Origin of the sequence: Streptomyces verrucosisporus (assembly GCF_017114865.1) — a bacterium.
Taxonomy (GTDB): domain Bacteria; phylum Actinomycetota; class Actinomycetes; order Streptomycetales; family Streptomycetaceae; genus Streptomyces; species Streptomyces fenghuangensis.
In genome coordinates, this window is sequence record NZ_JADEYH010000006.1 from 191,395 (window position 1) to 212,366 (window position 20,972).

Sequence of the window (20,972 nt, forward strand, 5' to 3'; positions counted from 1 at the left end):
TGGTCGGCTGGCGGGCGGGGCCCGGACTACGCGTCCAGGCAGCGGCGGATGCACGCGACGAGGTCGCGGGCGTCCAGCGGCTTGGTCACGTAGTCGGTCGCTCCGGCGGCGATGCTCTTCTCCCGGTCTCCGGGCATCGCCTTGGCCGTCACCGCGATGACGGGCAGACCGGCGTACTCGGGCATGGCCCGGATCGCCGCCGTCGCGGCGTAGCCGTCCATCTCCGGCATCATCACGTCCATCAGCACCACGTCGACGCCGGGGTGGGCGGTGAGGGTCTCGATGCCCTTGCGGCCGTTGTCGGCGTGCAGGACGTGCATTCCGTGGAGTTCCAGGATGCCGGTGAGGGCGTAGACGTTGCGCGCGTCGTCGTCGACGACCAGCACCGTGCGGCCCGCCAGGGAGCCGTCCGCCTCCTCGGGCCGAGCCGCCGGCTCGGCACTCTCCTCGGTGCGCACCAGCGGGAGCACGTCGCCCGGCCCCTCGGCTGTCAGGTGCAGCGCGATGCGCTCGCGCAGCTCGTCCAGGCCGAAGAGCAGCTCCATCGGCCGGCTGCCGGCGCGGGAGCGCAGGGCGCGCTCCCGCGCCGGGTCCGGACGCCGGTTGTTGTGCGCTAGGACCGGGACCCGGCGCAGGGCCGCGTCGCCGTCCATGGCCTCCAGGAAGCCCATGGCCGCCTCGTCGGGCATGTCGAGCTGGAGCACCACGCAGTGGCAGGCCTCCGCGGCGAGCGCGGCGGCGGCCTCCTGCGCCCCGACCGCGGTGACGACCTCCACGGGGCCGCGCGGGTCGCCCGTGTCCCCGGCGCCCTCGGCAAGGTCCGCCACGGCGTTCTCCGCCACCAGGGAGAGCAGGCCGCGGGGACGGTCCTCGATCACCAGCAGCCGCCGCTTGCGCGGCCGCTGCGGCTCGGCGGGCGGTTCCTGGACTGTGCCGGGCCCGGCCCCCTCCTGGGCCCCGGCCCGGGGGGAGGCGTCCGGCGCGGCGGTGAAGTCGGGCCGTGCCACGGGCAGGTAGAGGGTGAAGGCGCTGCCCTGCGCGGGGGCGCTCTCGGCGGTGATGGCGCCGCCCAGCAGATAGGCGATCTCACGGCTGATGGACAGGCCCAGTCCGGTGCCGCCGTACTTGCGGCTGGTGGTCCCGTCCGCCTGCTGGAAGGCGCCGAAGATGGTCTCCAGCTGCTGTTCGGGGATGCCGATGCCGGTGTCCTCCACCCGGAAGGCGACGGCCGAGCCGTGCAGCCGGACGGTGGGGGGCAGCTCGTCCGGGGCGACCGGTCCGATCCTCAGGGCCACACCGCCGGACTCGGTGAACTTCACCGCGTTGGACAGCAGGTTGCGCAGCACCTGCCGCAGCCGGGAGTCGTCGGTGAACAGGTCGACGGGGACGCCGGGCGCGGTGGTGATCGTGAAGCCGAGGCTCTTCTGGGTGGTGAGCGGCCGGAAGGTGGCCTCGACGTAGTCCAGCAGGCCGCGCAGGGGTACGCGCTCGGGGTTGATGTCCATCTTGCCGGCCTCGACCTTGGACAGGTCCAGGATGTCGTTGATCAGCTGGAGCAGGTCGGATCCGGCGGAGTGGATGATGCCCGCGTACTCGACCTGTTTGGGTGTGAGGTTGCGGGTCGGGTTCTGCGCCAGGAGCTGGGCGAGGATCAGCAGGCTGTTGAGCGGGGTGCGCAGCTCGTGGCTCATGTTGGCCAGGAACTCCGACTTGTACTTCGAGGCCAGTGCCAGCTGCTGGGCGCGGTCCTCCAGTTCCTGCCGCGCCTGCTCGATCTCCAGGTTCTTGGTCTCGATGTCGCGGTTCTGGGAGGCCAGGAGGGCCGCTTTCTCCTCCAGTTCGGCGTTGGAGCGCTGCAGTTCGTCCTGCTGGACCTGGAGTTCCTCGGAGCGCTCCTGGAGTTCGGCGGCCAGGCGCTGGGACTCGGCCAGCAGCTCGTCGGTGCGGGCGTTGGCGACGATGGTGTTGACGTTGACGCCGACGGTCTCCATGAGCCGGCCCAGGAAGTCCTGGTGGAGCGCGGTGAAGGGGGTGACCGAGGCCAGCTCGATGACGCCGAGCACCTGGTCCTCGGCCGTGATCGGCAGGACGATCAGGCTGGTGGGCTCGGCGGCGCCCAGGCCGGAGGAGACGGTGACGTAGCCGGCGGGCAGGTCGTCGACGGTGATGGCGCGGCGGCTGCGGGCGGCCTGGCCGACCAGGGACTGGCCGAGCCTGAAGCGCGGCGGCTCGGCTCCTACGGCCGCCGCGGGGTGGCCGTAGGAGCCGACCAGGCGCAGCTCGGTGCCCTCGTCGTCGTCCTCGGCGAGGTGGAAGGCGCCGTACTGGGCGCCGACGAGCGGGGTGAGCTCGTCCATGATCAGCTCGGCGACGACGGCGAGGTCTCGGTGGCCCTGCATCAGGCCCGAGATGCGGGCGAGGTTGGTCTTGAGCCAGTCCTGTTCCTGGTTGGCCCGGGTGGTCTCGCGCAGGGACTGGACCATGAAGTTGACGTTGTCCTTGAGGTCGGCGACCTCTCCGGAGGCGTCCACGGTGATCGAGCGGGTCAGGTCGCCCTCGGCGACGGCGCCGGTGACCTCGGCGATGGCGCGGACCTGGCGGGTGAGGTTCCCGGCCAGCTCGTTGACGTTCTCCGTCAGGCGCTTCCAGGTGCCGGATACGCCCTCGACCTCGGCCTGGCCGCCCAGGCGCCCCTCGCTGCCGACCTCGCGGGCCACCCGGGTTACCTCCGCGGCGAAGGCGGAGAGCTGGTCGACCATGGTGTTGATGGTGGTCTTCAGCTCCAGGATCTCCCCGCGCGCGTCGACGTCGATCTTGCGGGTGAGGTCGCCGCGCGCGACGGCGGTGGTGACCTGGGCGATGTTGCGGACCTGCCCGGTCAGGTTGTTCGCCATCGAGTTGACGTTGTCGGTCAGGTCCTTCCAGGTGCCCGCCACGCCCGGCACCCTGGCCTGGCCGCCGAGGATGCCCTCGGTGCCCACCTCGCGCGCCACCCGCGTGACCTCGTCGGCGAAGGCGGAGAGCGTGTCGACCATCGTGTTGATGACGTCGGCGAGGGCGGCGACCTCGCCCTTGGCCTCGACGGTGATCTTCTGCGACAGGTCGCCGCGCGCGACGGCGGTGGCGACCTGGGCGATGGAGCGCACCTGCCCGGTCAGGTTGGAGGCCATCACGTTGACGGAGTCGGTCAGGTCCTTCCAGGTGCCGGAGGCTCCGCGCACCGCGGCCTGGCCGCCGAGCTTGCCCTCCGTGCCCACCTCGCGCGCCACCCGCGTGACCTCGTCGGCGAACGCCGAGAGCTGGTCGACCATCGTGTTGATGGTCTCCTTCAGCTCCAGGATCTCCCCGCGCGCGTCCACCCGGATCTTCTGCGACAGGTCCCCCTTGGCGACCGCGGTGGCGACCTGGGCGATGGAGCGCACCTGTCCGGTCAGGTTCCCGGCCATGAAGTTGACCGAGTCGGTCAGATCCCGCCAGGTTCCGGAGACGCCCTTGACGTCCGCCTGGCCGCCGAGCTTGCCTTCCGTGCCCACCTCGCGCGCCACCCGCGTGACCTCGTCGGCGAACGCCGAGAGCTGGTCGACCATCGTGTTGATGGTCTCCTTCAGCTCCAGGATCTCCCCGCGCGCGTCCACCCGGATCTTCTGCGACAGGTCCCCCTTGGCGACCGCGGTGGTCACCTGGGCGATGGAGCGGACCTGGGTGGTGAGGTTGCCGGCCATGAAGTTGACCGAGTCGGTCAGATCGCGCCAGGCCCCGCCGGCGCCGGGTACCTGGGCCTGGCCGCCCAGGCGCCCCTCGCTGCCGACCTCGCGGGAGACGCGGGTCACCTCGGAGGTGAACAGCGACAGCTGGTCCACCATGCCGTTGAAGACCGTGGCGATCTCGCCGAGGACTCCGTCGGCGCCGTCCGGCAGCCGGGTGCCGAAGTCGCCGTCCCGGACCGCCGTCAGGCCGGCCAGGAGCCGCCTCAGCTCCCGCTCCCCCGCCTTGCCGGCGCTCCGGCCGCGGGCGGTCCTGCCGCGTTCCTCAGGGCGTGGCTCGCCAACCGTGGTGTCAGCCATGTCCGCCGTCGCTCCGCTCGTCCGCCACAGGGTTCGTCACGTGCCGTGCTCCTCCGGTCGCATCCGGACGGGCAGGCGGTGTGTTCACACCACGTTCACAGGCCGTCACGTTTGTCATCCGACAAACGTGCGGACACGGTGAGATTACCCCACCGCGGGACGGTCACCGAATCTCCGCCTTTGCGAACACCCGCGGACATCTCGGAGGTTGAGCGTTCAGGCGGTACGACGGTCGCCGGTCGCGGGCGGCGGCCCGCCGCGGGGCTCGCGGGCGGCCGGAAGAGCGCGGCGCGGGCCGGCTCCGCCGCCGGCCCGCGCCGCACGGCTCAGATCAGGCTCCGTCCGTCGCGGCGGGCCTCGGCCCACTCGCAGTAGAACGCGCGGCCGACCACGAACAGGACGACGGCCACGATGACGGGCCATATCAGGATGTACGTACTCAGGGCGATGGTGCTCACCGCGCCTCCTCCTCGCTCACTCGCTCGCTCGCCTCACTTGGTGCTTCCGGCGGGTTCGGGCTCGCCGTCGCCGTCGCCCGTCTGCCGCGGGACGGCGGCGGCCGCGCCTCCGGCGTTCCCCGTGCCGTCGGTGTCACCGTCGTCGAAGTCGCCGGTGCGCCGGGCGATGAGGGCGAAGTCGAACCTCTCGCCGCTGCCCGCGGACATCGCCCAGCAGATGACGGTGCTCACGGAGTAGGCGACGAGGGAGCCGGACAGCGTCGCGTACTCGTGCAGGGATCCGATGGCGAACGGGGCGGCGGCCGCCGCCGACAGCACACCGGTGATCTTCGCGGCGCGGAGCCCGAGGAAGCCGAACACCATCAGGCCGAGGACCACGCCGATCCCGATGACGGAGAGCACGTCCACGGCGATGCCGGTGACGCCGTCCATGGGGATCCAGCCGAAGCGGACCGGCAGGAACACCGCGAGCGCCGCGATGACCGAGGTGGTGAACGCCTTGTTGGTGACCTTGTCCCAGTAGAAGCTGGCCAGCACCGGGAAGACCAGCGCCCCCCACAGCGCGCCGACGAAGACCAGCAGGTCGAGGATGTTCAGCTGGAGGCTGGCGAAGGCCACTGCCGCGGCGGTGGCCACCACCATCGTGATGCGGCCGACCAGCAGCATCGTCTTCGGGTTCGCCTTCTCCTTGCCCGCCACGTTCTGGCCGTAGACGTCGGCCATCATGATCGAGGAGAGGGCCGACAGGTCGGAGTCGGCGGTGGAGGAGAGCGCGCCGACGATCATGAGGAAGAACACCGCCAGCAGCACCGGCGGCAGGTAGTCGGCGGCCATCTCGGGGATGAGGTTGTTCACGTCGCCGCCGGTCGGCTCGAAGCCCAGGTAGAGGGCGAGCACGCCGAGCATGCCGACGCCGATCACCATGGCGCCGTACCCGACGGTCGCGGTGACGAAGGTCGGCTTGATCAGGTCCTGCCGCACGGCGAAGAGGCGCTGCGCGATGGTCTGGTTGCCGATGGCGTAGGCCAGCACCGCGGCGATGTAGGGGGCGCCCTGGTTCATGAAGGCGTCACTGGAGAAGAAGTCGCCCTGCTGGGCGGTCAGGTTCGCCGCCCCGGTCTCGAACGCCGCCGGGAAGCCGGCCGCGAAGAAGATGACCGGGACGAGCACGGCCACCGCCCCGAGCATCGCGACGACCTGCACGAAGTCGGTCAGCACGGAGGCGCGGAAACCGGACCACAGGGTGTAGAGCAGCACGCCCGCGGCCACCGCGAAGACGCCCTGGATGAAGTTGAGCGGCGACAGCATCGAGATCAGCACGCCGCCGGCGATGAAGTTCGACATCAGGCTGATGAGGCTGCCGACGAGGTTGGAGCCGGCGAGCATCAGCTGGCTGGAGCGGCCGTGCCGTGCGTACATGACCTCGGCCAGCGTGTGCGCCTTGGGGGCGACGGCCCGGATGCGCTTGCCGAAGGGGTAGATGAACAGGATCATCAGGGCACCCCAGAGCCCGTAGTGGATGGGGCCCGATATGCCGTAGGTGTAGCCCGACGTCGCCGAGGCGTACATCGAGGACGCCCAGATCCACGTCGCCGTCATGCTGGCGGCGGAGATCCCGAAGCCGATGTTGTGGCCGGCCGTCATGTATCCGTCGGCGTTCTCCTTCCTCTTCCCGATGCGGGTCGAGATCAGGAAGGTCCCTCCATAGAAGAGGACCAGCAGACCGAGTACCACCACGGCGCCGAACTGGGCTGTCTCCACCCCGTCCACGCGCGCCACCTCCTTACGGGTCGTGGAGCCCGGCGATGGCCGCGGCCCCGCGGCGAGCGGGCCGAGGGGCGGCGGGCACGTTCCGCGCACCGCGGGCGGCGGAAGGGCTCCGGCCCCGGGGCCGACGGTGGCGCCGCCCGCCCCGGGGGACGTTCACACAAAAGCGGACTCTTCCAGTCCGCAAACTTGCCGGAGGTTAACAGCTTCTTCACGCCACTACGACCTACGATCCCCCTGGAGACAGGATGGGGTGAGTTATCCATTTTTCAGCAGATTCATCACGAGATAGTCGAACATTCAACAACCGGTTTATCCTGTTTGCCGTGTCCTTACTGCCCGTTTGCATCCGCTTCTTTACAAGTCGCAAGTGCGACGTCAAGCTCTACGGCACGTAGTGGAGATCACCAACGGCGGCCCGTTCGATGCCGCTTCGTAACCATCGCCCCCCACGGCCGCGGGCCCCTGGCCCGGCTCACTCCTTCAGGTCGAACGAGCCGTGCCGGGGGCTCCCCGCCGCCCGGTAGGTGTTGATCGCCACCCCGGTGGAGGTCGTCCCGCCTCCCATCCGCTCCAGCGCGGCCGGCACGGCACCGCCGTCGAACAGGCGCTTGCCGCCGCCCAGGATCACCGGATAGGTCAGCAGGCGGTACTCGTCGATCAGGCCGTGCGCCATCAGGCTCCGAGCCAGGTTCCCGCTGCCGTGGATCTGCAGCTCGCCCTCCAGCCGCTCCCTGAGGGCCGCGACCTCCCGCACCGCGTCGCCCCCCCCAGCAGCGTGGAGTTGTGCCACCCGGCACTGTCCAGCGTCCGGTGACGGCCGTCAGGGTGAGGATGGGGACATGCTGCTGGCCGAAGTCGCCCAGGTCTCCCACCGCATCGCGCGGACCCCGTCGCGCACGGAGAAGGTCGCCCTGCTCGCCGCGCTGTTCCGCGAGGCCGGGCCCGAGGACGCCCCGGTCGTCATCACCTACCTGGCGGGCAGGCTCCCCCGGCGCAGAACGGGGATCGGCTGGAAGGCGCTGAGCCGGACCGTCCCCCCGGCGGAGGCCGACACCGTGGAGGCCGTGCTCGCCCTGGCCGGGTGAGCGCTCCCGTCCCGCGGGGCCGGCTCCCGCGTAACCTGGACCGCAGCAGCACCTTCCGCGAAAGCCCGCCACCGCCGCCGCACTCAGGGAGGACCGCACCGTGACCGAACGCAAACCGCCCGGGATCGACTCCGAGACGTGGGCCGACCGGCAGATCCGCGAGGCGGCCGAACGCGGTGAGTTCGACGCCCTGCCGGGCATGGGCAGGCCGCTGCCCGACCTGGACCAGCCCTATGACGACCTGTGGTGGGTCAGGAAGAAGATGAGCCGCGAGGGGCTGTCCTACCTGCCACCCGCGCTCGCCCTGCGCAAGGAGGCGGAGGACGCCCTGGCCGCCGCCCGCCGGGCCCGCTCGGAGCCGGAGGTACGGCGGATCGTGGCGGGGATCAACGAGAGGATCCGCGCGGCGCTGCGGATGCCGCCGCCCGGCCCTCCACTGGGCCTGGAGCCCTTCGACGCCGAGGAGGTCGCGCGGGAGTGGCGCGAGGAGCGCGGGGACGGCCGGCCGCGCCCCGCCCGACCTCCCGGGAAGGGCCGGCCGCGGGCCCGGCCGGCGGATCGGTAGCCGGGCCCGCGGCCGGGGTCCCTGGCTCCCAGGCGCGGTCGGATGCGGTCAGGCGCCCGTGCCGGGCTCCGGCGGCAGGGCGCCGTCGCGGACCACCTTCGCGTACCAGCGGGCGCTGGACTTGGGGATACGCGTGCCGGTCGCGTAGTCCACGTACACCGCGCCGAAGCGCTTGCTGTAGCCGTATCCCCACTCGAAGTTGTCCAGCAGGGACCACAGGAAGTAGCCGCGCACGTCCGCCCCCGCCTCGATGGCCCGGTGCACCGCCGCCAGATGACCGTGGAGGTAGGAGATCCGCTGCGGGTCCAGCACACGGCCCTCGGGGTCGACGTAGTCGTCGAAGGCCGCGCCGTTCTCGGTGATGACCACCGGCATGCCGGGGAAGTCGTCCCTGACCCGCAGCAGCAGGTCGTACATGCCGGTCGGGTCGATCGTCCAGCCCATGGCCGTGGTCTCGCCGGGCGTGCGGTGGAAGGCGACGTCGCCGCCGCCCGGCCAGGGGCTGTGCTCGCTCGCGCCGTGCCCGTCGGCGTTGTGGGAGCCGGGGCCGGAGGCGGCGGAGACGAGGGTGGGGCTGTAGTAGTTGACGCCCAGGAAGTCCAGTGGCTGGTGGATGTCGGCCAGGTCGCCGTCCCTCACGAACGACCAGTCCGTCAGGTGCGCGGTGTCCCGCAGGACGTCCTGCGGGTACTCGCCGCGCAGCATGGGGCCGGTGAAGACCCGGTTGGCGACGCCGTCGATGCGGCGTGCGGCGTCGGTGTCGGCGGGGTCACCGGTCAGGGGCCGCACGTGGTGGAGGTTGAGCGTGACGGAGGTCTGCGCTTCGGCCGGGAGGGCGGCGCGCAGGGCCTGGGTGCCCAGCCCGTGGGCGAGGTTGAGGTGGTGGGCGGCGCGCAGGGAGTCCGCCTGGTCGGTGCGGCCGGGGGCGTGGACGCCCGAGCCGTAGCCGAGGAAGGCCGAGCACCACGGCTCGTTGAGGGTGGTCCAGGTGCCCACCCGGTCGCCGAGCGCGCCGGCGACCAGCGAGGCGTACTCGGCGAACCGCTCGGCGGTGGCACGCTCCGGCCAGCCGCCGGCGTCCTCCAGCTCCTGCGGCAGGTCCCAGTGGTAGAGGGTGACGACGGGCTGGATGCCCTTGTCCAGCAGCCCGTCCACCAGGCGGCTGTAGAAGTCCAGTCCCTCGCGGGAGGCGGGGCCGCCGCCGGGCTGGACGCGCGACCAGGAGACGGAGAACCGGTAGGCGCCCACCCCGAGGCCGGCCATGATCTCCAGGTCCTCGCGCCAGCGGTGGTAGTGGTCGCAGGCGGTGTCGCCGGTGTCGCCGTTGCGCGTCCTGCCCGGGGTGCGGGAGAAGGTGTCCCAGATGGAGGGGGTGCGGCCGCCCTCGGAGGCGGCGCCCTCGATCTGGTAGGCGGCGGTCGCGGTGCCCCACAGGAAGCCGGGCGGGAACACCCGGGCGCTCCGGGTCGCCGGGGCGGGTTCGGCTGTACGGGATGCGGTGGCCACGAAGGTCCTTTCCGGATCGGTGGTGTCGAGGAGTGGGAGCAGGTGGTCGGGGGGGATCAGGTGGTCGGGGCCGGGAGACCCGGGACCGCGGGGTCGCCCGGGCCTTCCGGCCGGTGCCGTGTCAGCCCTTGACCGCGCCCTGCATGATGCCGCCGACGATCTGCTTGCCGAAGACGACGAACATCGCCAGCAGCGGCAGGGTGCCCAGCAGCGCGCCGGCCATGATGAGCGACTGGTCGCGCACGTATCCCGCGCTGAGCTGGGTCAGGGCCACGGGGATCGTGGGGTTGGTCATGTCGAGCACGATGAAAGGCCAGAAGAAGTCGTTCCAGGCGTGCACGAAGGTGATCATGAAGACCACCGCCATCGCCGGGCGGGCGACCGGCAGGACGACGCTCCAGAAGATCCGCAGGCTGTGCGCGCCGTCCACGCGGCCGGCCTCGATGAGCTCGTCGGGCAGCGCCTCCAGCAGGTACTGCCGCATGAAGAACACGCCGACGGCGCTGACCAGGGTGGGGAAGATGACGGCGGGCAGCTTCTGCCCCCAGCCCAGCTCGGTCATCATCATGAACAGCGGCACCACACTCAGTTGCGGCGGCACCATCATCGTGCCGATGACCAGCATCAGCAGGATGTTGCGGCCGCGGAAGCGCAGTTTGGCGAAGGCGAAGCCGGCCAGGGTGGCGAAGAGGACGGTGGACAGGGCGATCGTCATGGCGACGATGAGGCTGTTGACCAGCGCCGTGCCCATCGCCGCGTCCTCCCAGGCCGCCGAGAGGTTCTTCAGCAGGTTGGGGCCGGGGAGGAACGGCGGCGGGGTCTGGGAGACCCGGGTGTTGTCGGTGGAGGCCGCCACCATCGTCCAGTACAGCGGGAAGAGGGAGAGCAGCGCGGCCAGGGCGAGCAGCGCGTAGGCGACGGGCCCGGCCTTCCGCTGCTGGCCCGCCCTCGGGCGCAGGGACAGCCGGATACGGCGGCCGGCGGGCGCGACGGTGTCCGCGAGCGGCTCGGGTACGTCCGCCCGGGGGCGGGCGGTGTCGGTGGTCATCGGATTACCGCTCCCTGGTCAGGACGTGCGGGACTTGACGCGCTTGACGACGCGTTGCAGTACGAAGGCGAGGATGAGCAGGAGGAACATCGCCCAGGCGACCGTGGCGGCCCGTCCCATCTCGTAGTTCTTCCAGCCCTCCTCGTACAGCAGCAGGCCGAGCGTCTGGTACTGGTTGTCCGCTCCGCCGCTGACGCCGTTCGGTCCCTGGCCGAAGATCAGCGGCTCACCGAAGAGCTGGGTGGCTCCGATGGTGGACAGCACGATGGTGAAGACGATCGTGGAGCGGATGCCGGGGACGGTGACCTTGGTGAACTGCTGCCAGCGCGAGGCGCCGTCGATGGCCGCCGCCTCGTACCGCTCCTGCGGAATGGCCTGCATCGCGGCCAGGTACAGCAGGGCGTTGTAGCCGGTCCAGCGCCAGATCACGATGGAGGAGATCGCGAACTGGGCGGGCCACTTGCTGCTTTCCCAGTCGACGTTGTCGACCCCGAACAGGCTCAGGAACCAGTTGATCATTCCGAAGTCGCGCTCGAAGAGCATGGTGAACACCAGCGCGGCGGCGCCGATCGAGGTGGCGTAGGGCGTCAGGGCGGCGACCCGGAAGAACGCCGATCCCTTCAGCTTGTAGTTCAGCAGGTGAGCCAGGCCGAGGGCCATCAGCAGCTGCGGGACGGTGGAGATCACGCCGATGGTGAAGGTGTTCGCCAGCGCGTTCCAGAAGCGGTCGTCCTGCCAGAGCTGCGAGTAGTTCCCGAAGCCCTCCCACTCCATGATGTCCATGGTCGCCAGCTCCACGTCGTGGAGGGAGATCCAGGCCGTGTAGAGCAGCGGGTAGAGGCTGAAGGCGCCGAAGACGACGAAGAAGGGGGCGACGAACGCGTAGGGGGCCGCCTTGATGTCGAAGCGGTGCAGGAGGGTGCTCCACGGCCGCCGGGGACGTGCGCCCTTCCGGTCGTCGGGGCTCTCCTTGGTGGGGCCGGCCGGTCCGCTCTGCGGCCCGCCGAGGCCGGATGCCGGGGTGGAGGTGGCCACGGAGGGCTTCCTTCCTGGGAGTGCTTGTTGGGAGGCAGTGGGGACGGGGCCCCGGCGGCCGCACGGGGAGGCGGTGGCCGCCGGGGCCCCGGGTTGCCCCGGGAGGGGTGTCAGTCGACGGCCTTCCTGATGCGCTCGTCGGTGGTCTCCCAGGCCTCGGCCGGGCTCTTGCCCTGCTCGACGAGCTGGAGGCCCTGGGAGAAGGTGTCCTTGATGGTGCCGTCCTTGGGGCCGAGCACCTGCTCGTCGGGGATGTCCTGGGCGGCCGCGCCGAAGACCTCACCGATCGGGGCGTTGTTGAAGTACTCGGACTCCGCCCCGGTCACCGCCGGGGACTCAAGGGCCTTCGCGGAGGAGGGGAAGTTGCCGATCTCCTTGAAGATGTGCTCCTGCTGCTCCGGCGCGGTCAGCCAGGCCACCAGCTTCTTGGCCTCCTCCTTCACGGGGCTGTTCTCCATGACGCCGAGGAAGGAGCCTCCCCAGTTGGCGCCCTTGGGGGCCTTGGCCACGTCCCACTTGCCCTTGTTGGCCTCGCCGGCCTTCTCGCTGATGTGGGCGAGCATCCAGGCCGGGCAGACGGTGGTGGCGAAGCTGCTGTTGGCCAGGCCGGGGTCCCAGCCGGGCTGGAACTGGCGGAGTTTGGCGGTCAGTCCGTCCCTGGCCGCTCCGGTGGCCAGCTCCCAGGCGTCCTTGATGGCCGGGTTGTCCTGGTAGATCAGCTTGCCGCTCTTGTCGTAGAACTGCTCGGAGCTGCCGTAGATCATGGCGTTGAACAGGCCGCTGGCGCTGTCCAGATAGGCGGCGTCGCCCTTGAAGTTCTTCTTGAAGTCCTTGCCGACCTCGACGTACTTCGACCAGTCGCCGTCCCAGAGTGCGGCGACCTCCTCCCGGTCGGCGGGCAGTCCCGCCTCCTCGAACATGTCCTTGCGGTAGCAGACCGCCATCGGGCCGATGTCCGTGCCCAGGCCGATCACCCTGCCGTCGCCGGTGGTGACCTGGCTCTGCTTCCAGGGCAGGAAGTGGTCGGTGTCCGGAACGCCGGAGAGGTCGGCGAACCTGTCGGCCCGGGTGTCGGCGAGTTCCTTGGCTCGGCCGACCTCTATGCCCTGGATGTCCTTGAGGCCGCTGCCGGCGGCCAGCCGGGTCTGCAGCGCGGTGTAGTACGTCTGCTCGTCGCCGGCTATCTCGGCCTTGATGACGACGTCCGGGTTCTCCTCCATGTACTTCTCGAGGAGACCGGTCTCCTTGATGCCCATGACACCGAACAGCCCCATGGTGATGACGGTCTTCCCGTCCTCGGTCTTTCCGTCGCTGTCGCCGCCGCCCGAACAGCCCGCCACGAGCGTGAGGGCGGCGACCGACGCGGCGGCCACGACTCTTGTACCGAACAGCTTGCGGGCCCTGCCCATGGCGTCCTCCTTGCGGGCGGCGACGGAAATCACCGCGGTACGGCCCCGACGGGCCGCACGGGCCCGGCGGGTGGAATCGTTCCCACTCGAAGGTGGGAGCGTTCCCATCAGGTTGTGGAAGACTGTCCTCAGGAACGGGCGCTGTCAAGGACGGGGACAGGATCCGTTGCCTGCCGAGGCCCTTCGCGAGCACCGGCGCCACACCGGTCGCCACACGGCCGTCTGGCACAATGCGCTGGTGAGCGCCGTGCGCGGCGTGATGGAGGCAGAAGGAGGCGGGTACGCCATGGGGGCCACTCGGCGGCCGACCATCAAGACCGTGGCCGCCCGGGCCGGGGTGGGGCGCACCACCGTCTCCCGAGTCCTCAACGGCTCCGCCCTGGTCAGCGACGCGGCCCGGCAGGCGGTGCAGACGGCGATCGCCGAACTGGGCTACGTGCCCAACTCCGTGGCGCGGTCGCTGGTGACCAGCAGGACCGACTCCATCGCCCTGGTGATACCCGAGTCGGAGAGCCGGCTGGGTTCGGAGCCCTACTTCTCCGCCGTGATCCGCGGGGTGAGCAACGGCCTGGCCGGCACCCAGATCCAGCTGCTGCTCACCCTGGTCCGCGACCAGCGGGAGATGGACCAGCTCACCCGCTTCCTCACCGCGCGCCGGGTGGACGGCGTACTGCTGGTCTCGGTGCACCGCGACGACCCGCTGCCCGGCCTGCTGGAGGAGCTCGGTCTGCCGACCGTTCTGGCCGGGCGCCGCTCCCCGGCCGAGCCGCTGCACCATGTGCACTCGGACAACATCGGAGGGGCGCGCGACGCGGTGCGCCACCTGATCGAGCGCGGGCGGGGCGAGATCGCGACCATCACCGGCCCGCCGGACATGGATGTGGCCGACAGCCGTCTGCGGGGCTGGCGGGACGCGCTGGAGGAGGCCGGACGGGAGTCCGGCGGGGAGCTGGTCGCCCCCGCCGACTTCACCGAGGAGGGCGGACGCTCCGCCATGCGCGGGCTGCTGGAGCGCCGTCCCCGGCTGGACGCGGTCTTCGCCGCCTCCGACGTGATGGCGGCTGGCGCCCTGGCCGAACTGCGCCGCCAGGGGCGGCGGGTGCCGGACGACGTGGCGGTGGTGGGCTTCGACGACTCGATCGTCGCCCGGCACACCGACCCGCCGCTGACCACCGTTCGGCAGCCGGTCGAGGAGATCGGGCGGACGATCACCGAGCTGCTGCTGCGGGAGATCGGCGAACCCGGCGGTGCGCGGCGGCACAAGGTGCTCCCCACCTCCCTCGTCGTCCGCGACTCCGCCTGACGCCGTCCGCCCGCGGCTCGGCGGCCTTCCCCGCTTCCGCTCAACCGGCTTCGGGATCAGGGGAGTTGTCGCCGACCGGGCCACCGGGGCGCGCTGCGGAAAGCGGTCGGCGAGTGTTCGTCTTTCCGCAGCGAGGAGGGGCCGTGCCTGGCAGCATGGGCCCCACTCGGCGGGTGCCGCCCCAATCTCGACACATCTCCCAGGCGGAAGGTTGTGAAGGCCCGGATGAACCAGTCCAGGGAACCCCTCACCAGCAAGATCGACGTCACCGTCCCCACGGCCGCACGCATGTACGACTACTACCTGGGTGGCAAGAACAACTACGCCGTCGACCGGGAGGCGGCCGAGAAACTGCTGGAGGTCGTCCCCAGCACCCAGGCGCTGGCGCTCAACAACCGCCGCTTCCTGCAGCGCGCGGTGCGTGTCCTGGCCCGGGACTACGGGATCCGGCAGTTCATAGACCACGGCTCCGGCCTGCCCACCCAGGACAACGTCCACCAGGTCGCGCAGCGGGTGGACCCCGATGCGCGCGTGGTCTACGTGGACAACGACCCGATCGTGCTGGCCCACGGCCGCGCGCTGCTGGCGGAGAACGAGAACACCACCGTCATCCAGGCGGACATGTGCGACACCGACGGCGTCCTCGACCACCCGGACACCGCCCGGCTGATCGACTTCGACCGTCCCGTCGCCGCCCTGTTCAACTCCGTCTTCCACTGCGTTCCCGACTCCGCGGACCCGGCCGGCGTGGTCAAGCGCGTGGCCGACCGGCTGGCGCCGGGGAGCTTCTTCGTGATCTGCCAGCTGGTCAGCGAGGACGCCGGGACGCGCAGGTCCGTGACCGAGTTCATGGACAGGAGCACCGGGGGCAACTGGGGCAGGGTCAGGGAGCCGCACGAGGTCGAGCGGTTCTTCGACGGGCTGGAGATCCTCGAGCCCGGTCTGGTGGAGGTCTCCACCTGGCGCCCGGACTCCGACGTGGGGCCCAGGCAGCGCACGTGGGAGTGGCAGGAGTTCGGAGGCGTCGCCCGTATGCCCTGAGGCCTGCCGCCGGGCCGCGTGCGGGGCCGCCCTCCTCCGGGAGAGGGCGGCCCCGCACGGATGAACGGGGCGCTCCCGCCCCGTGTTCAGCCGAGCCTGTCCACAAGCCCTTCCAGGAAGCCCACGCTGTCCGCGGGGGTCTCCGCGACCGCGCACAGCCGGTCCATGATGGACAGGTAGTGGTCGACGTCCTCCTCCTTGTCCAGGTAGAGGGCGCTGGTCAGCTGCTCCAGGTAGACGATGTCGGGCAGATCCGGCTCGGGGAAGCGCAGTATCGTCACCGGCCCGCCCACCGCGGCCAGGCCGCCGGTCTCGAATGGCGCGACCTGCAGCGTGACGTTCGGCCGCCGCGCCGCCTCGATCAGGTGGCGGAGCTGACCACGCATCACCTCCGTGTCGCCGAGCGGGCGCCGCAGGGCGGCCTCGTCCAGGACCGCCCACAGACGCGGGGCGTCCGGCCGGGTGAGCAGCGCCTGCCGCTCCATGCGCAGCCGGACCCGCCGGTCGTTCTCCTGGGCGGAGGCGCGGGGGTGGCACAGACGGGTCACCGCGTGGGCGTACTCCTCCGTCTGCAGCAGGCCGGGGACGAACTGCACCTCGTAGGTGCGGATGACCGAGGCGGCCTCCTCCAGGCCGAGGTGCCGCTCGAACCACTCGGGGAGGACGTCGCTGTACCGGTGCCACCAGCCGCGGGTGTTCGTCTGGCGGGTCAGGGCGAGGAAGTCCGCCCGCTCGTCCTCGTCCAGCACCCCGTAGAGCGTGAGCAGGTCCGCGATGTCGCGCTCCTTGCACGCGCCCTGGCCCCGCTCCAGACGGCTGACCTTGGCGGTGGAGCCGCGGATCGCCTTTGCCGCCTCCTCCAGGTCGATGCCGCGCTCCTTGCGCAGCCGCCGGAGCTGGGAGCCGACCACCAGGCGCAGCACCGTCGGGCTGCCCTTGGGGTGCTCGATATGGCGCTTTATCGACAAGGAGTGGCTCGATCCGGCGGCCATGGGTGCTCTCCTGGGTGAAGGGACAGACACTCAGTGTGCCACCGCCGCCACCGCGCCGTACAGCGGTCCCCCCGGGTGTCCGCGGGCTCGGCCGGCCCCGCGGAAGTCATTCTTCCGCCTCCGCCCGGCAGTGACTCAGCCGACCATGTCGTCGAACTCGCCGTCCCTGGCGCCCTGCAGGAAGGCCGTCATCTCCTCGCGGGTGTAGACGAGGGCGGGGCCGTCGGGGTGGCGGGAGTTGCGCACGGCCACCGCGCCGTCCGGCAGCGGGGCGAGTTCGACGCAGTTGCCCATGCTGCTGCGGCGGCTCTTGCGCCACACCGCGCCCTCGATCTCCGCGGCCGGCATGCCGTTGACGGTCTGCTGCACTGTCGCCCCTCACCGGCCGCGGCCGTCCCCTCGGACCGGGCCGCGGCCATGACGTTCCATTGCTCCGCGTGTCGGCGCCGACGGTGCTGCAATTACATCTGCAAGCGCAGATGTAATTGCAGCACCGTTCGACAGTCGAGGATGGTAGTGCCTGCGGACCGGTTCCCGCGCCGGGTTCTCCGACAGACTCCGAAAGACCGGGTGGCGGCCGCCCGTCCGGCGGCTTCGGCGGGCGGCACTCCGCCGACCCACCGGGTTCGCACGGGCCGGACGGCCCGCGCGGACCCGGCAGCGGCCGAACCGCGGTCAGGCCGCGACGGCGCCCGCCGGGGCGGCGACCGCGGCACCCGCTCCCAGCGGACCGAGGAACCCGAGCAGTACGATCAGGGCGGCCGAAGCCGCCCGTAAGAGGTCTCTGTTGCGCACAGTCGTCCTTCCGGTCGAATGGGAGCGCTCCCAGCAGGGACATCAAGCCACCGGGCCGACGGCGCGTCAAGAACCGGGGACCGCGAACCGCTCCTCCCCCGCTCCCCGGGGGCGCTCCGGGGACGGCTGCCCTACCCTCGAAAGGCAGGGCGGCGGTCCTCGTCGCGGAACTCCGGGAACTCCGGGAAAGCGGTTCACGGCCGACGGCCGTGTGCGATGATCGGCACCCGTCAACGGTCGCTGAGCCTCGGGGCGGGCCGACGGAAGCGGAACAGACGCCTCCGTTCGGCTCAGCGCCCCATCTTCCCGACAAGCCGCCGCCCACGGCCTGGAAGACCCTTGAGGCACCGGTGGCGGAGTGCGAGTGGGGAGAGTCGTGACAGCGAACGGCAGCGGTGGCCACCGGCGGCATCGGCCCGTACGGAGCGGCCGGACGCCCGTGCGCATGCGCCGCGCGACCGCCGCCCTGGCCCGCCCCCGCGCGTCCCGCAGCCGCCTGGCGTGGCTCAACCAGGCGAGCACCATGATCGGTACGACGCTCGACCTGGAGCTGACCGCGCAGGAACTGGCCGACTTCGCCGTCCCCCGGCTGGCCGACGGTGCGGCCGTCGATCTGCTGGAGTCGGTACTGCGCGGCGGGGGTGGCGAGCGCTGGACGGGACCGGAACCGCCGGTCACCCGGGCCGTCGCGGTGTCCTCGGTCGTCGAGATGGAGGACCTGGAGCCGGACGAGCCCGGCGAACTCTCCTTCCACCCCCAGACGCTGCTCTCGGTCCACTGCCTGCGCGCCCAGGAGCCGGTCCTGCTGAGCCGCATGAGGCGCGACGACTACGTGCGGGTGGCCCCGACCCCCAGCGCGGCGCTCAAACTGCGCCAGGCCGGGGTGCACAGCTACATGGCCGTACCGCTGACAGCGCGCGGTGTGCTGCTCGGGGTCGCCGACTTCATCCGCGGCCCCGGCAGCCCCCCGTTCACCCGCGCCGACGTCGAACTGGCGACGGAGCTGGCCTCCAAGGCGGCGGTCTTCATCGACAACGCCCGCCTCTACGGGCGCGAGCGCGAGCACGTCCTCTCCCTGCAGCGCAGCCTGCTGCCCCGCGCCACGCCGAACACACCGGGCCTGGAGGTCCTCACCCACTACACGCCGAGTCTCGACCCCAGCGGAGTCGGTGGCGACTGGTTCGACGTGGTCGCCCTGCCCGGCGGCCGGACGGCCCTGGTGGTGGGGGACGTCATGGGCCACGGGGTGCCCGCGGCGGCCACGATGGGGCGGCTGCGCACGGTCGGCCGCACGCTGCTGGCCCTGGACACCTCCCCCGACCGCGTACTGGCCCGGCTGGACCTAGCCGCCCGCGATCTGGAGGACGACCAGGTCGCCACCTGCCTGTGCGCCGTCTACGACCCGGCCACCGCGAACTGCACCATCGCCGGCGCGGGGCACATGCCGCCGCTGCTGGTGGACGCCGACGGCACCGTCTCGCGGGTCGAGGTACCCGCCGGGGCGCCGCTGGGCGCCGGGGTGATCCCCTACGACGCGACCACCGTGCGGGTGCCGGCCGGGAGCCGGCTGGTGCTGTACACCGACGGCCTGGTCAAGACGCGCCGGGGGGACATCGAGGTGCAGCTGCGGCAGCTGGCGAAGACCGCTCCGGAGCTGGTGGACCGGCTTCTGGAGCACCGGAACCCGGACGGGATCGCTCCGGGGGGCGTGGAGCGCCTGGACGAGTCCGTCCTGCTGGTGGCCGCCGGAGGGAAGCTGCCGCCGGGCACCGACCTGTGCGTGTGGCCGCTGCCGCCGGACGGCACCGCCGCGTCCGTGGCCCGCTCCCTGGTCACCGAGCGGCTCGCCCTGTGGGGCCTGGAGGAACTCTCCGACATCGCCGAGCTGGTCGTCAGCGAGCTGGTCGGCAACGCCCTGCGGTACGGCGGCGGGCCCGGGCAACTGCGTGTGATGCGGCACGAGAGGCTGACGCTGGAGGTGTCCGACACCGGCCCCGATCTGCCCCAGATCCAGCACGCGGAGCTCAGCGACGAGGGTGGGCGCGGTCTGCAACTGGTCAACATGCTCAGCCGCAACTGGGGTTCGTGCCGCACTCCCGGTGGGAAGGTCGTCTGGGCGGAGCAGGACATTCCCCGCGCCGTCACCTGAGACGCCCGGCCCGGGAGGCGGGGCGGACGGGGCGCGACGGGGTCCGAGAAGGGCGGGAGCCGGCGTGGAGCAGGAGCGGTACGTGCGTTTCCAGGGTGCGGACCGGGGTGGACGGGACATCCACCCCGGTGTCTTCGCACTGGTCAACAATCTGGGCCGGGCGGGCCGGCTGACCGTGGAGCAGGAACTCTTCCGGCGGGTCAACAACGCCTGGTACAACGCCAACTACACCAACCCCACCACCGTGGACCCCACGGTCTACGACCCCGCGGTGAATCCCGGCGCGGTGGCGTGGTTCAAGTCCTCGGCCCGGCACCTGATCGAGCGGGTGGACGGCTATCTGGAGATCCTCACCGCGCACGGTGTCGCCTACCGGTGCCTGCGGTCCTCGGACCCCGGCCGGATCGTCTACGAGGACGACGACCAGGTCGTCGCCGTACCGCACCCCCGCTCCAGGTGAGCGCCCGGGCAGTGCGGCGGGCAGGCGGCCCGGCGGGTCAGTACGGCCGTGCGGCCTCCTGGTGGTCGAAGGCGATCCGGTGCGCCATCTCCCGGGGGAAGCTGACCGTCTCCGGATCGCCGTCGGAGGTGTAGCGCTCGACCGTGCCGTCGGCCAGCTTGTCCAGCCAGGCCGAGGAGCTGTACGCGCCCTCCTCGGTGTCGGTCTCCTGGGAGCGGATGCGCGGGATGGCGCCGGGGTCGAGGTCGGCGGAGTAGGGCGAGGGCGCGGGGTGGCCGCCGGCGAGGTAGACGCCCTGGTGGCGGTAGCGCACGCCGCCGTACTCGCCGGTGAGGGCGAGTTGCCGGTTGCGGGGCATGGCCCCGTAGGGAAGCGCCATCGACACCACCGGCGAGTCGGGCAGCGCCTTGTCGATCAGCCACTGGTTGGAGGCGATGTCCCACTGGACCATCGCGTCGTCGGCGTCCTCCAGGACGCTGTGCTTCAGAGTGTGGTTGCCGATCTCGAACCCGTGGTCGTCCAGCCACTTCAGCGTCTTGCGTCCGCCGGGTTCGCCGAACGGGTCGGCGTTGACGAAGAAGGTCGCCACGGGCCGGAAGCCCGGGTGGCTCCCGGCCACGTCCAGGAGGATGTCCACCGCGGTGCCCGGGGCGGGCCGGCCGTCCTCGCCGAGCCGGAACTGGCTGGGGGCGGAGTCGTCGAAGGTGAGCACCACCGGGTGCTTTCCAGCGGGTATGTCCATGTCTCCGCCCGTGAACTCCTGTGCGGTGACCGGTACGTAGCCCTCCTGTGCCAGCCGCTCCAGCTCGGCGCGGAACCCCTGGGGGGTGCGGTCGTCGATACTCTGGGGTTCGTCGGTGATCTTGTGGTACATGAGTACCGGTACCGCGCCCAGTTCGTTGGCCCGCACCGCCGCCGGGTCGCTCTCGCCGGACCCGCCCCCGGCATCGCCCCGCGCCCTGTCCGATCTGTCCCGCTGCGGATTCTGGTGGGAGTCCTCCTGTGCGTTCCCCGGCGCCTTCGGCGCCCGGTCGTCGGATGTCGCGGAGTTCTGGGAGCCGGCCGTCGCGGAACAGCCGGCGAGGACTATGGCGATCGCGGCCAGCGCCGCGCGGTCACCTCGGATGATGTGGCGCATGGTGCCCTCCGGGTGTCGGCAGGGGCGACGCCCGGCCGGTCGCCGGGCCGTCTCCCCTCAGGCTCCGGCAGCGCGGCGTTCTTCTCCTGTCACGCTCGGCCGATCGGCGGAGGGTGGGCCGTTCGGCCGTAACCCGCGCGGGGCCCCGCCGGTG

The 20,972-nt window shown here is 71.5% G+C and carries 16 protein-coding genes and 1 pseudogene; 6 read left to right on the forward strand and 11 right to left on the reverse strand.

All coding sequences use genetic code 11. The annotated features are described in order from the left end of the window. Positions 1 to 26: 26 nt before the first annotated feature. From IQ279_RS10345 to IQ279_RS10355, 4 genes are all read right to left on the reverse strand, one after another. Positions 27 to 4,064, reverse strand: coding sequence for a HAMP domain-containing hybrid sensor histidine kinase/response regulator (locus tag IQ279_RS10345; RefSeq protein WP_206348075.1), 4,038 nt, complete (start codon positions 4,062 to 4,064; stop codon positions 27 to 29). A gap of 326 nt (positions 4,065 to 4,390) precedes the next feature. Beyond that, positions 4,391 to 4,522, reverse strand: coding sequence for a putative transporter small subunit (locus tag IQ279_RS27940; protein WP_307792293.1), 132 nt, complete (start codon positions 4,520 to 4,522; stop codon positions 4,391 to 4,393). Between the two features lie 33 nt (positions 4,523 to 4,555). Next, positions 4,556 to 6,292 (reverse strand): sodium:solute symporter family protein, encoded by a 1,737-nt coding sequence (locus tag IQ279_RS10350; RefSeq protein WP_307792294.1) that lies wholly within the window; start codon positions 6,290 to 6,292, stop codon positions 4,556 to 4,558. A 472-nt stretch (positions 6,293 to 6,764) separates the two neighbouring features. Continuing rightward, positions 6,765 to 7,082 carry a dihydrofolate reductase family protein gene (locus IQ279_RS10355; RefSeq protein ID WP_206348077.1) on the reverse strand — a complete coding sequence of 106 codons (318 nt, stop codon included), beginning with the start codon at positions 7,080 to 7,082 and terminating at the stop codon, positions 6,765 to 6,767. Between the two features lie 49 nt (positions 7,083 to 7,131). On the opposite strand from IQ279_RS10355, the pseudogene IQ279_RS10360 reads away from it, so the two are divergent. Beyond that, positions 7,132 to 7,335, forward strand: a pseudogene (locus IQ279_RS10360) (ATP-dependent DNA ligase); the annotation flags it as partial. 142 nt (positions 7,336 to 7,477) lie between these two features. Beyond that, positions 7,478 to 7,942 carry a DnaJ family domain-containing protein gene (locus IQ279_RS10365; RefSeq protein WP_206348079.1) on the forward strand — a complete coding sequence of 155 codons (465 nt, stop codon included), beginning with the start codon at positions 7,478 to 7,480 and terminating at the stop codon, positions 7,940 to 7,942. Between the two features lie 48 nt (positions 7,943 to 7,990). Here the strand turns inward: IQ279_RS10365 and IQ279_RS10370 are convergent, their stop codons facing one another. The 4 genes from IQ279_RS10370 to IQ279_RS10385 form a co-directional block, all read right to left on the reverse strand. Further along, complete coding sequence (locus IQ279_RS10370; RefSeq protein ID WP_206348080.1) at positions 7,991 to 9,448, reverse strand: GH1 family beta-glucosidase; 1,458 nt, start codon at positions 9,446 to 9,448, stop codon at positions 7,991 to 7,993. A 121-nt stretch (positions 9,449 to 9,569) separates the two neighbouring features. After that, entirely contained in the window at positions 9,570 to 10,496 is a 927-nt protein-coding gene (locus IQ279_RS10375) for a carbohydrate ABC transporter permease (RefSeq protein WP_206348081.1), read from the reverse strand. A gap of 18 nt (positions 10,497 to 10,514) precedes the next feature. Next, positions 10,515 to 11,531 carry a carbohydrate ABC transporter permease gene (locus IQ279_RS10380; protein ID WP_206348082.1) on the reverse strand — a complete coding sequence of 339 codons (1,017 nt, stop codon included), beginning with the start codon at positions 11,529 to 11,531 and terminating at the stop codon, positions 10,515 to 10,517. A gap of 110 nt (positions 11,532 to 11,641) precedes the next feature. Continuing rightward, positions 11,642 to 12,940 (reverse strand): ABC transporter substrate-binding protein, encoded by a 1,299-nt coding sequence (locus IQ279_RS10385; protein ID WP_206348083.1) that lies wholly within the window; start codon positions 12,938 to 12,940, stop codon positions 11,642 to 11,644. A 286-nt stretch (positions 12,941 to 13,226) separates the two neighbouring features. On the opposite strand from IQ279_RS10385, the gene IQ279_RS10390 reads away from it, so the two are divergent. Then, entirely contained in the window at positions 13,227 to 14,243 is a 1,017-nt protein-coding gene (locus IQ279_RS10390) for a LacI family DNA-binding transcriptional regulator (RefSeq protein ID WP_206348112.1), read from the forward strand. A 225-nt stretch (positions 14,244 to 14,468) separates the two neighbouring features. Beyond that, positions 14,469 to 15,284 carry an SAM-dependent methyltransferase gene (locus IQ279_RS10395; protein WP_206348084.1) on the forward strand — a complete coding sequence of 272 codons (816 nt, stop codon included), beginning with the start codon at positions 14,469 to 14,471 and terminating at the stop codon, positions 15,282 to 15,284. Between the two features lie 86 nt (positions 15,285 to 15,370). On the opposite strand, the gene IQ279_RS10400 is transcribed toward IQ279_RS10395, so the two are convergent. Then, positions 15,371 to 16,276: a Sco1979 family transcriptional regulator gene (locus IQ279_RS10400; protein WP_206348085.1), complete on the reverse strand. Its 906-nt coding sequence runs from the start codon at positions 16,274 to 16,276 to the stop codon at positions 15,371 to 15,373. Between the two features lie 135 nt (positions 16,277 to 16,411). Then, positions 16,412 to 16,624, reverse strand: a complete 213-nt coding sequence (locus IQ279_RS10405; protein WP_241027925.1) for a DUF397 domain-containing protein — start codon at positions 16,622 to 16,624, stop codon at positions 16,412 to 16,414. Between the two features lie 892 nt (positions 16,625 to 17,516). Between IQ279_RS10405 and IQ279_RS10410 the strand changes: the two genes are divergently transcribed. After that, entirely contained in the window at positions 17,517 to 19,220 is a 1,704-nt protein-coding gene (locus IQ279_RS10410; RefSeq protein ID WP_206348087.1) for an ATP-binding SpoIIE family protein phosphatase, read from the forward strand. Between the two features lie 64 nt (positions 19,221 to 19,284). Beyond that, positions 19,285 to 19,680, forward strand: coding sequence for a hypothetical protein (locus IQ279_RS10415; protein WP_206348088.1), 396 nt, complete (start codon positions 19,285 to 19,287; stop codon positions 19,678 to 19,680). 37 nt (positions 19,681 to 19,717) lie between these two features. On the opposite strand, the gene IQ279_RS10420 is transcribed toward IQ279_RS10415, so the two are convergent. Next, a complete protein-coding gene (locus IQ279_RS10420) occupies positions 19,718 to 20,818 on the reverse strand; it encodes a polysaccharide deacetylase family protein (protein ID WP_206348089.1) in 1,101 nt (366 codons plus the stop codon). Positions 20,819 to 20,972: the final 154 nt, after the last annotated feature.

Bases quoted from the DNA above. Each gene is read 5' to 3' on its own strand.
- IQ279_RS10375 (WP_206348081.1), bottom strand. From the start codon at position 10,496: ATGACCACCGACACCGCCCGCCCCCGGGCGGACGTACCCGAGCCGCTC.
- IQ279_RS10385 (WP_206348083.1), bottom strand. From the start codon at position 12,940: ATGGGCAGGGCCCGCAAGCTGTTCGGTACAAGAGTCGTGGCCGCCGCG.
- IQ279_RS10400 (WP_206348085.1), bottom strand. From the start codon at position 16,276: ATGGCCGCCGGATCGAGCCACTCCTTGTCGATAAAGCGCCATATCGAG.
- IQ279_RS10420 (WP_206348089.1), bottom strand. From the start codon at position 20,818: ATGCGCCACATCATCCGAGGTGACCGCGCGGCGCTGGCCGCGATCGCC.
- IQ279_RS10345 (WP_206348075.1), bottom strand. From the start codon at position 4,064: ATGGCTGACACCACGGTTGGCGAGCCACGCCCTGAGGAACGCGGCAGG.
- IQ279_RS10405 (WP_241027925.1), bottom strand. From the start codon at position 16,624: ATGCCGGCCGCGGAGATCGAGGGCGCGGTGTGGCGCAAGAGCCGCCGC.
- IQ279_RS10390 (WP_206348112.1), top strand. From the start codon at position 13,227: ATGGGGGCCACTCGGCGGCCGACCATCAAGACCGTGGCCGCCCGGGCC.
- IQ279_RS10395 (WP_206348084.1), top strand. From the start codon at position 14,469: ATGAACCAGTCCAGGGAACCCCTCACCAGCAAGATCGACGTCACCGTC.
- IQ279_RS10410 (WP_206348087.1), top strand. From the start codon at position 17,517: ATGCGCCGCGCGACCGCCGCCCTGGCCCGCCCCCGCGCGTCCCGCAGC.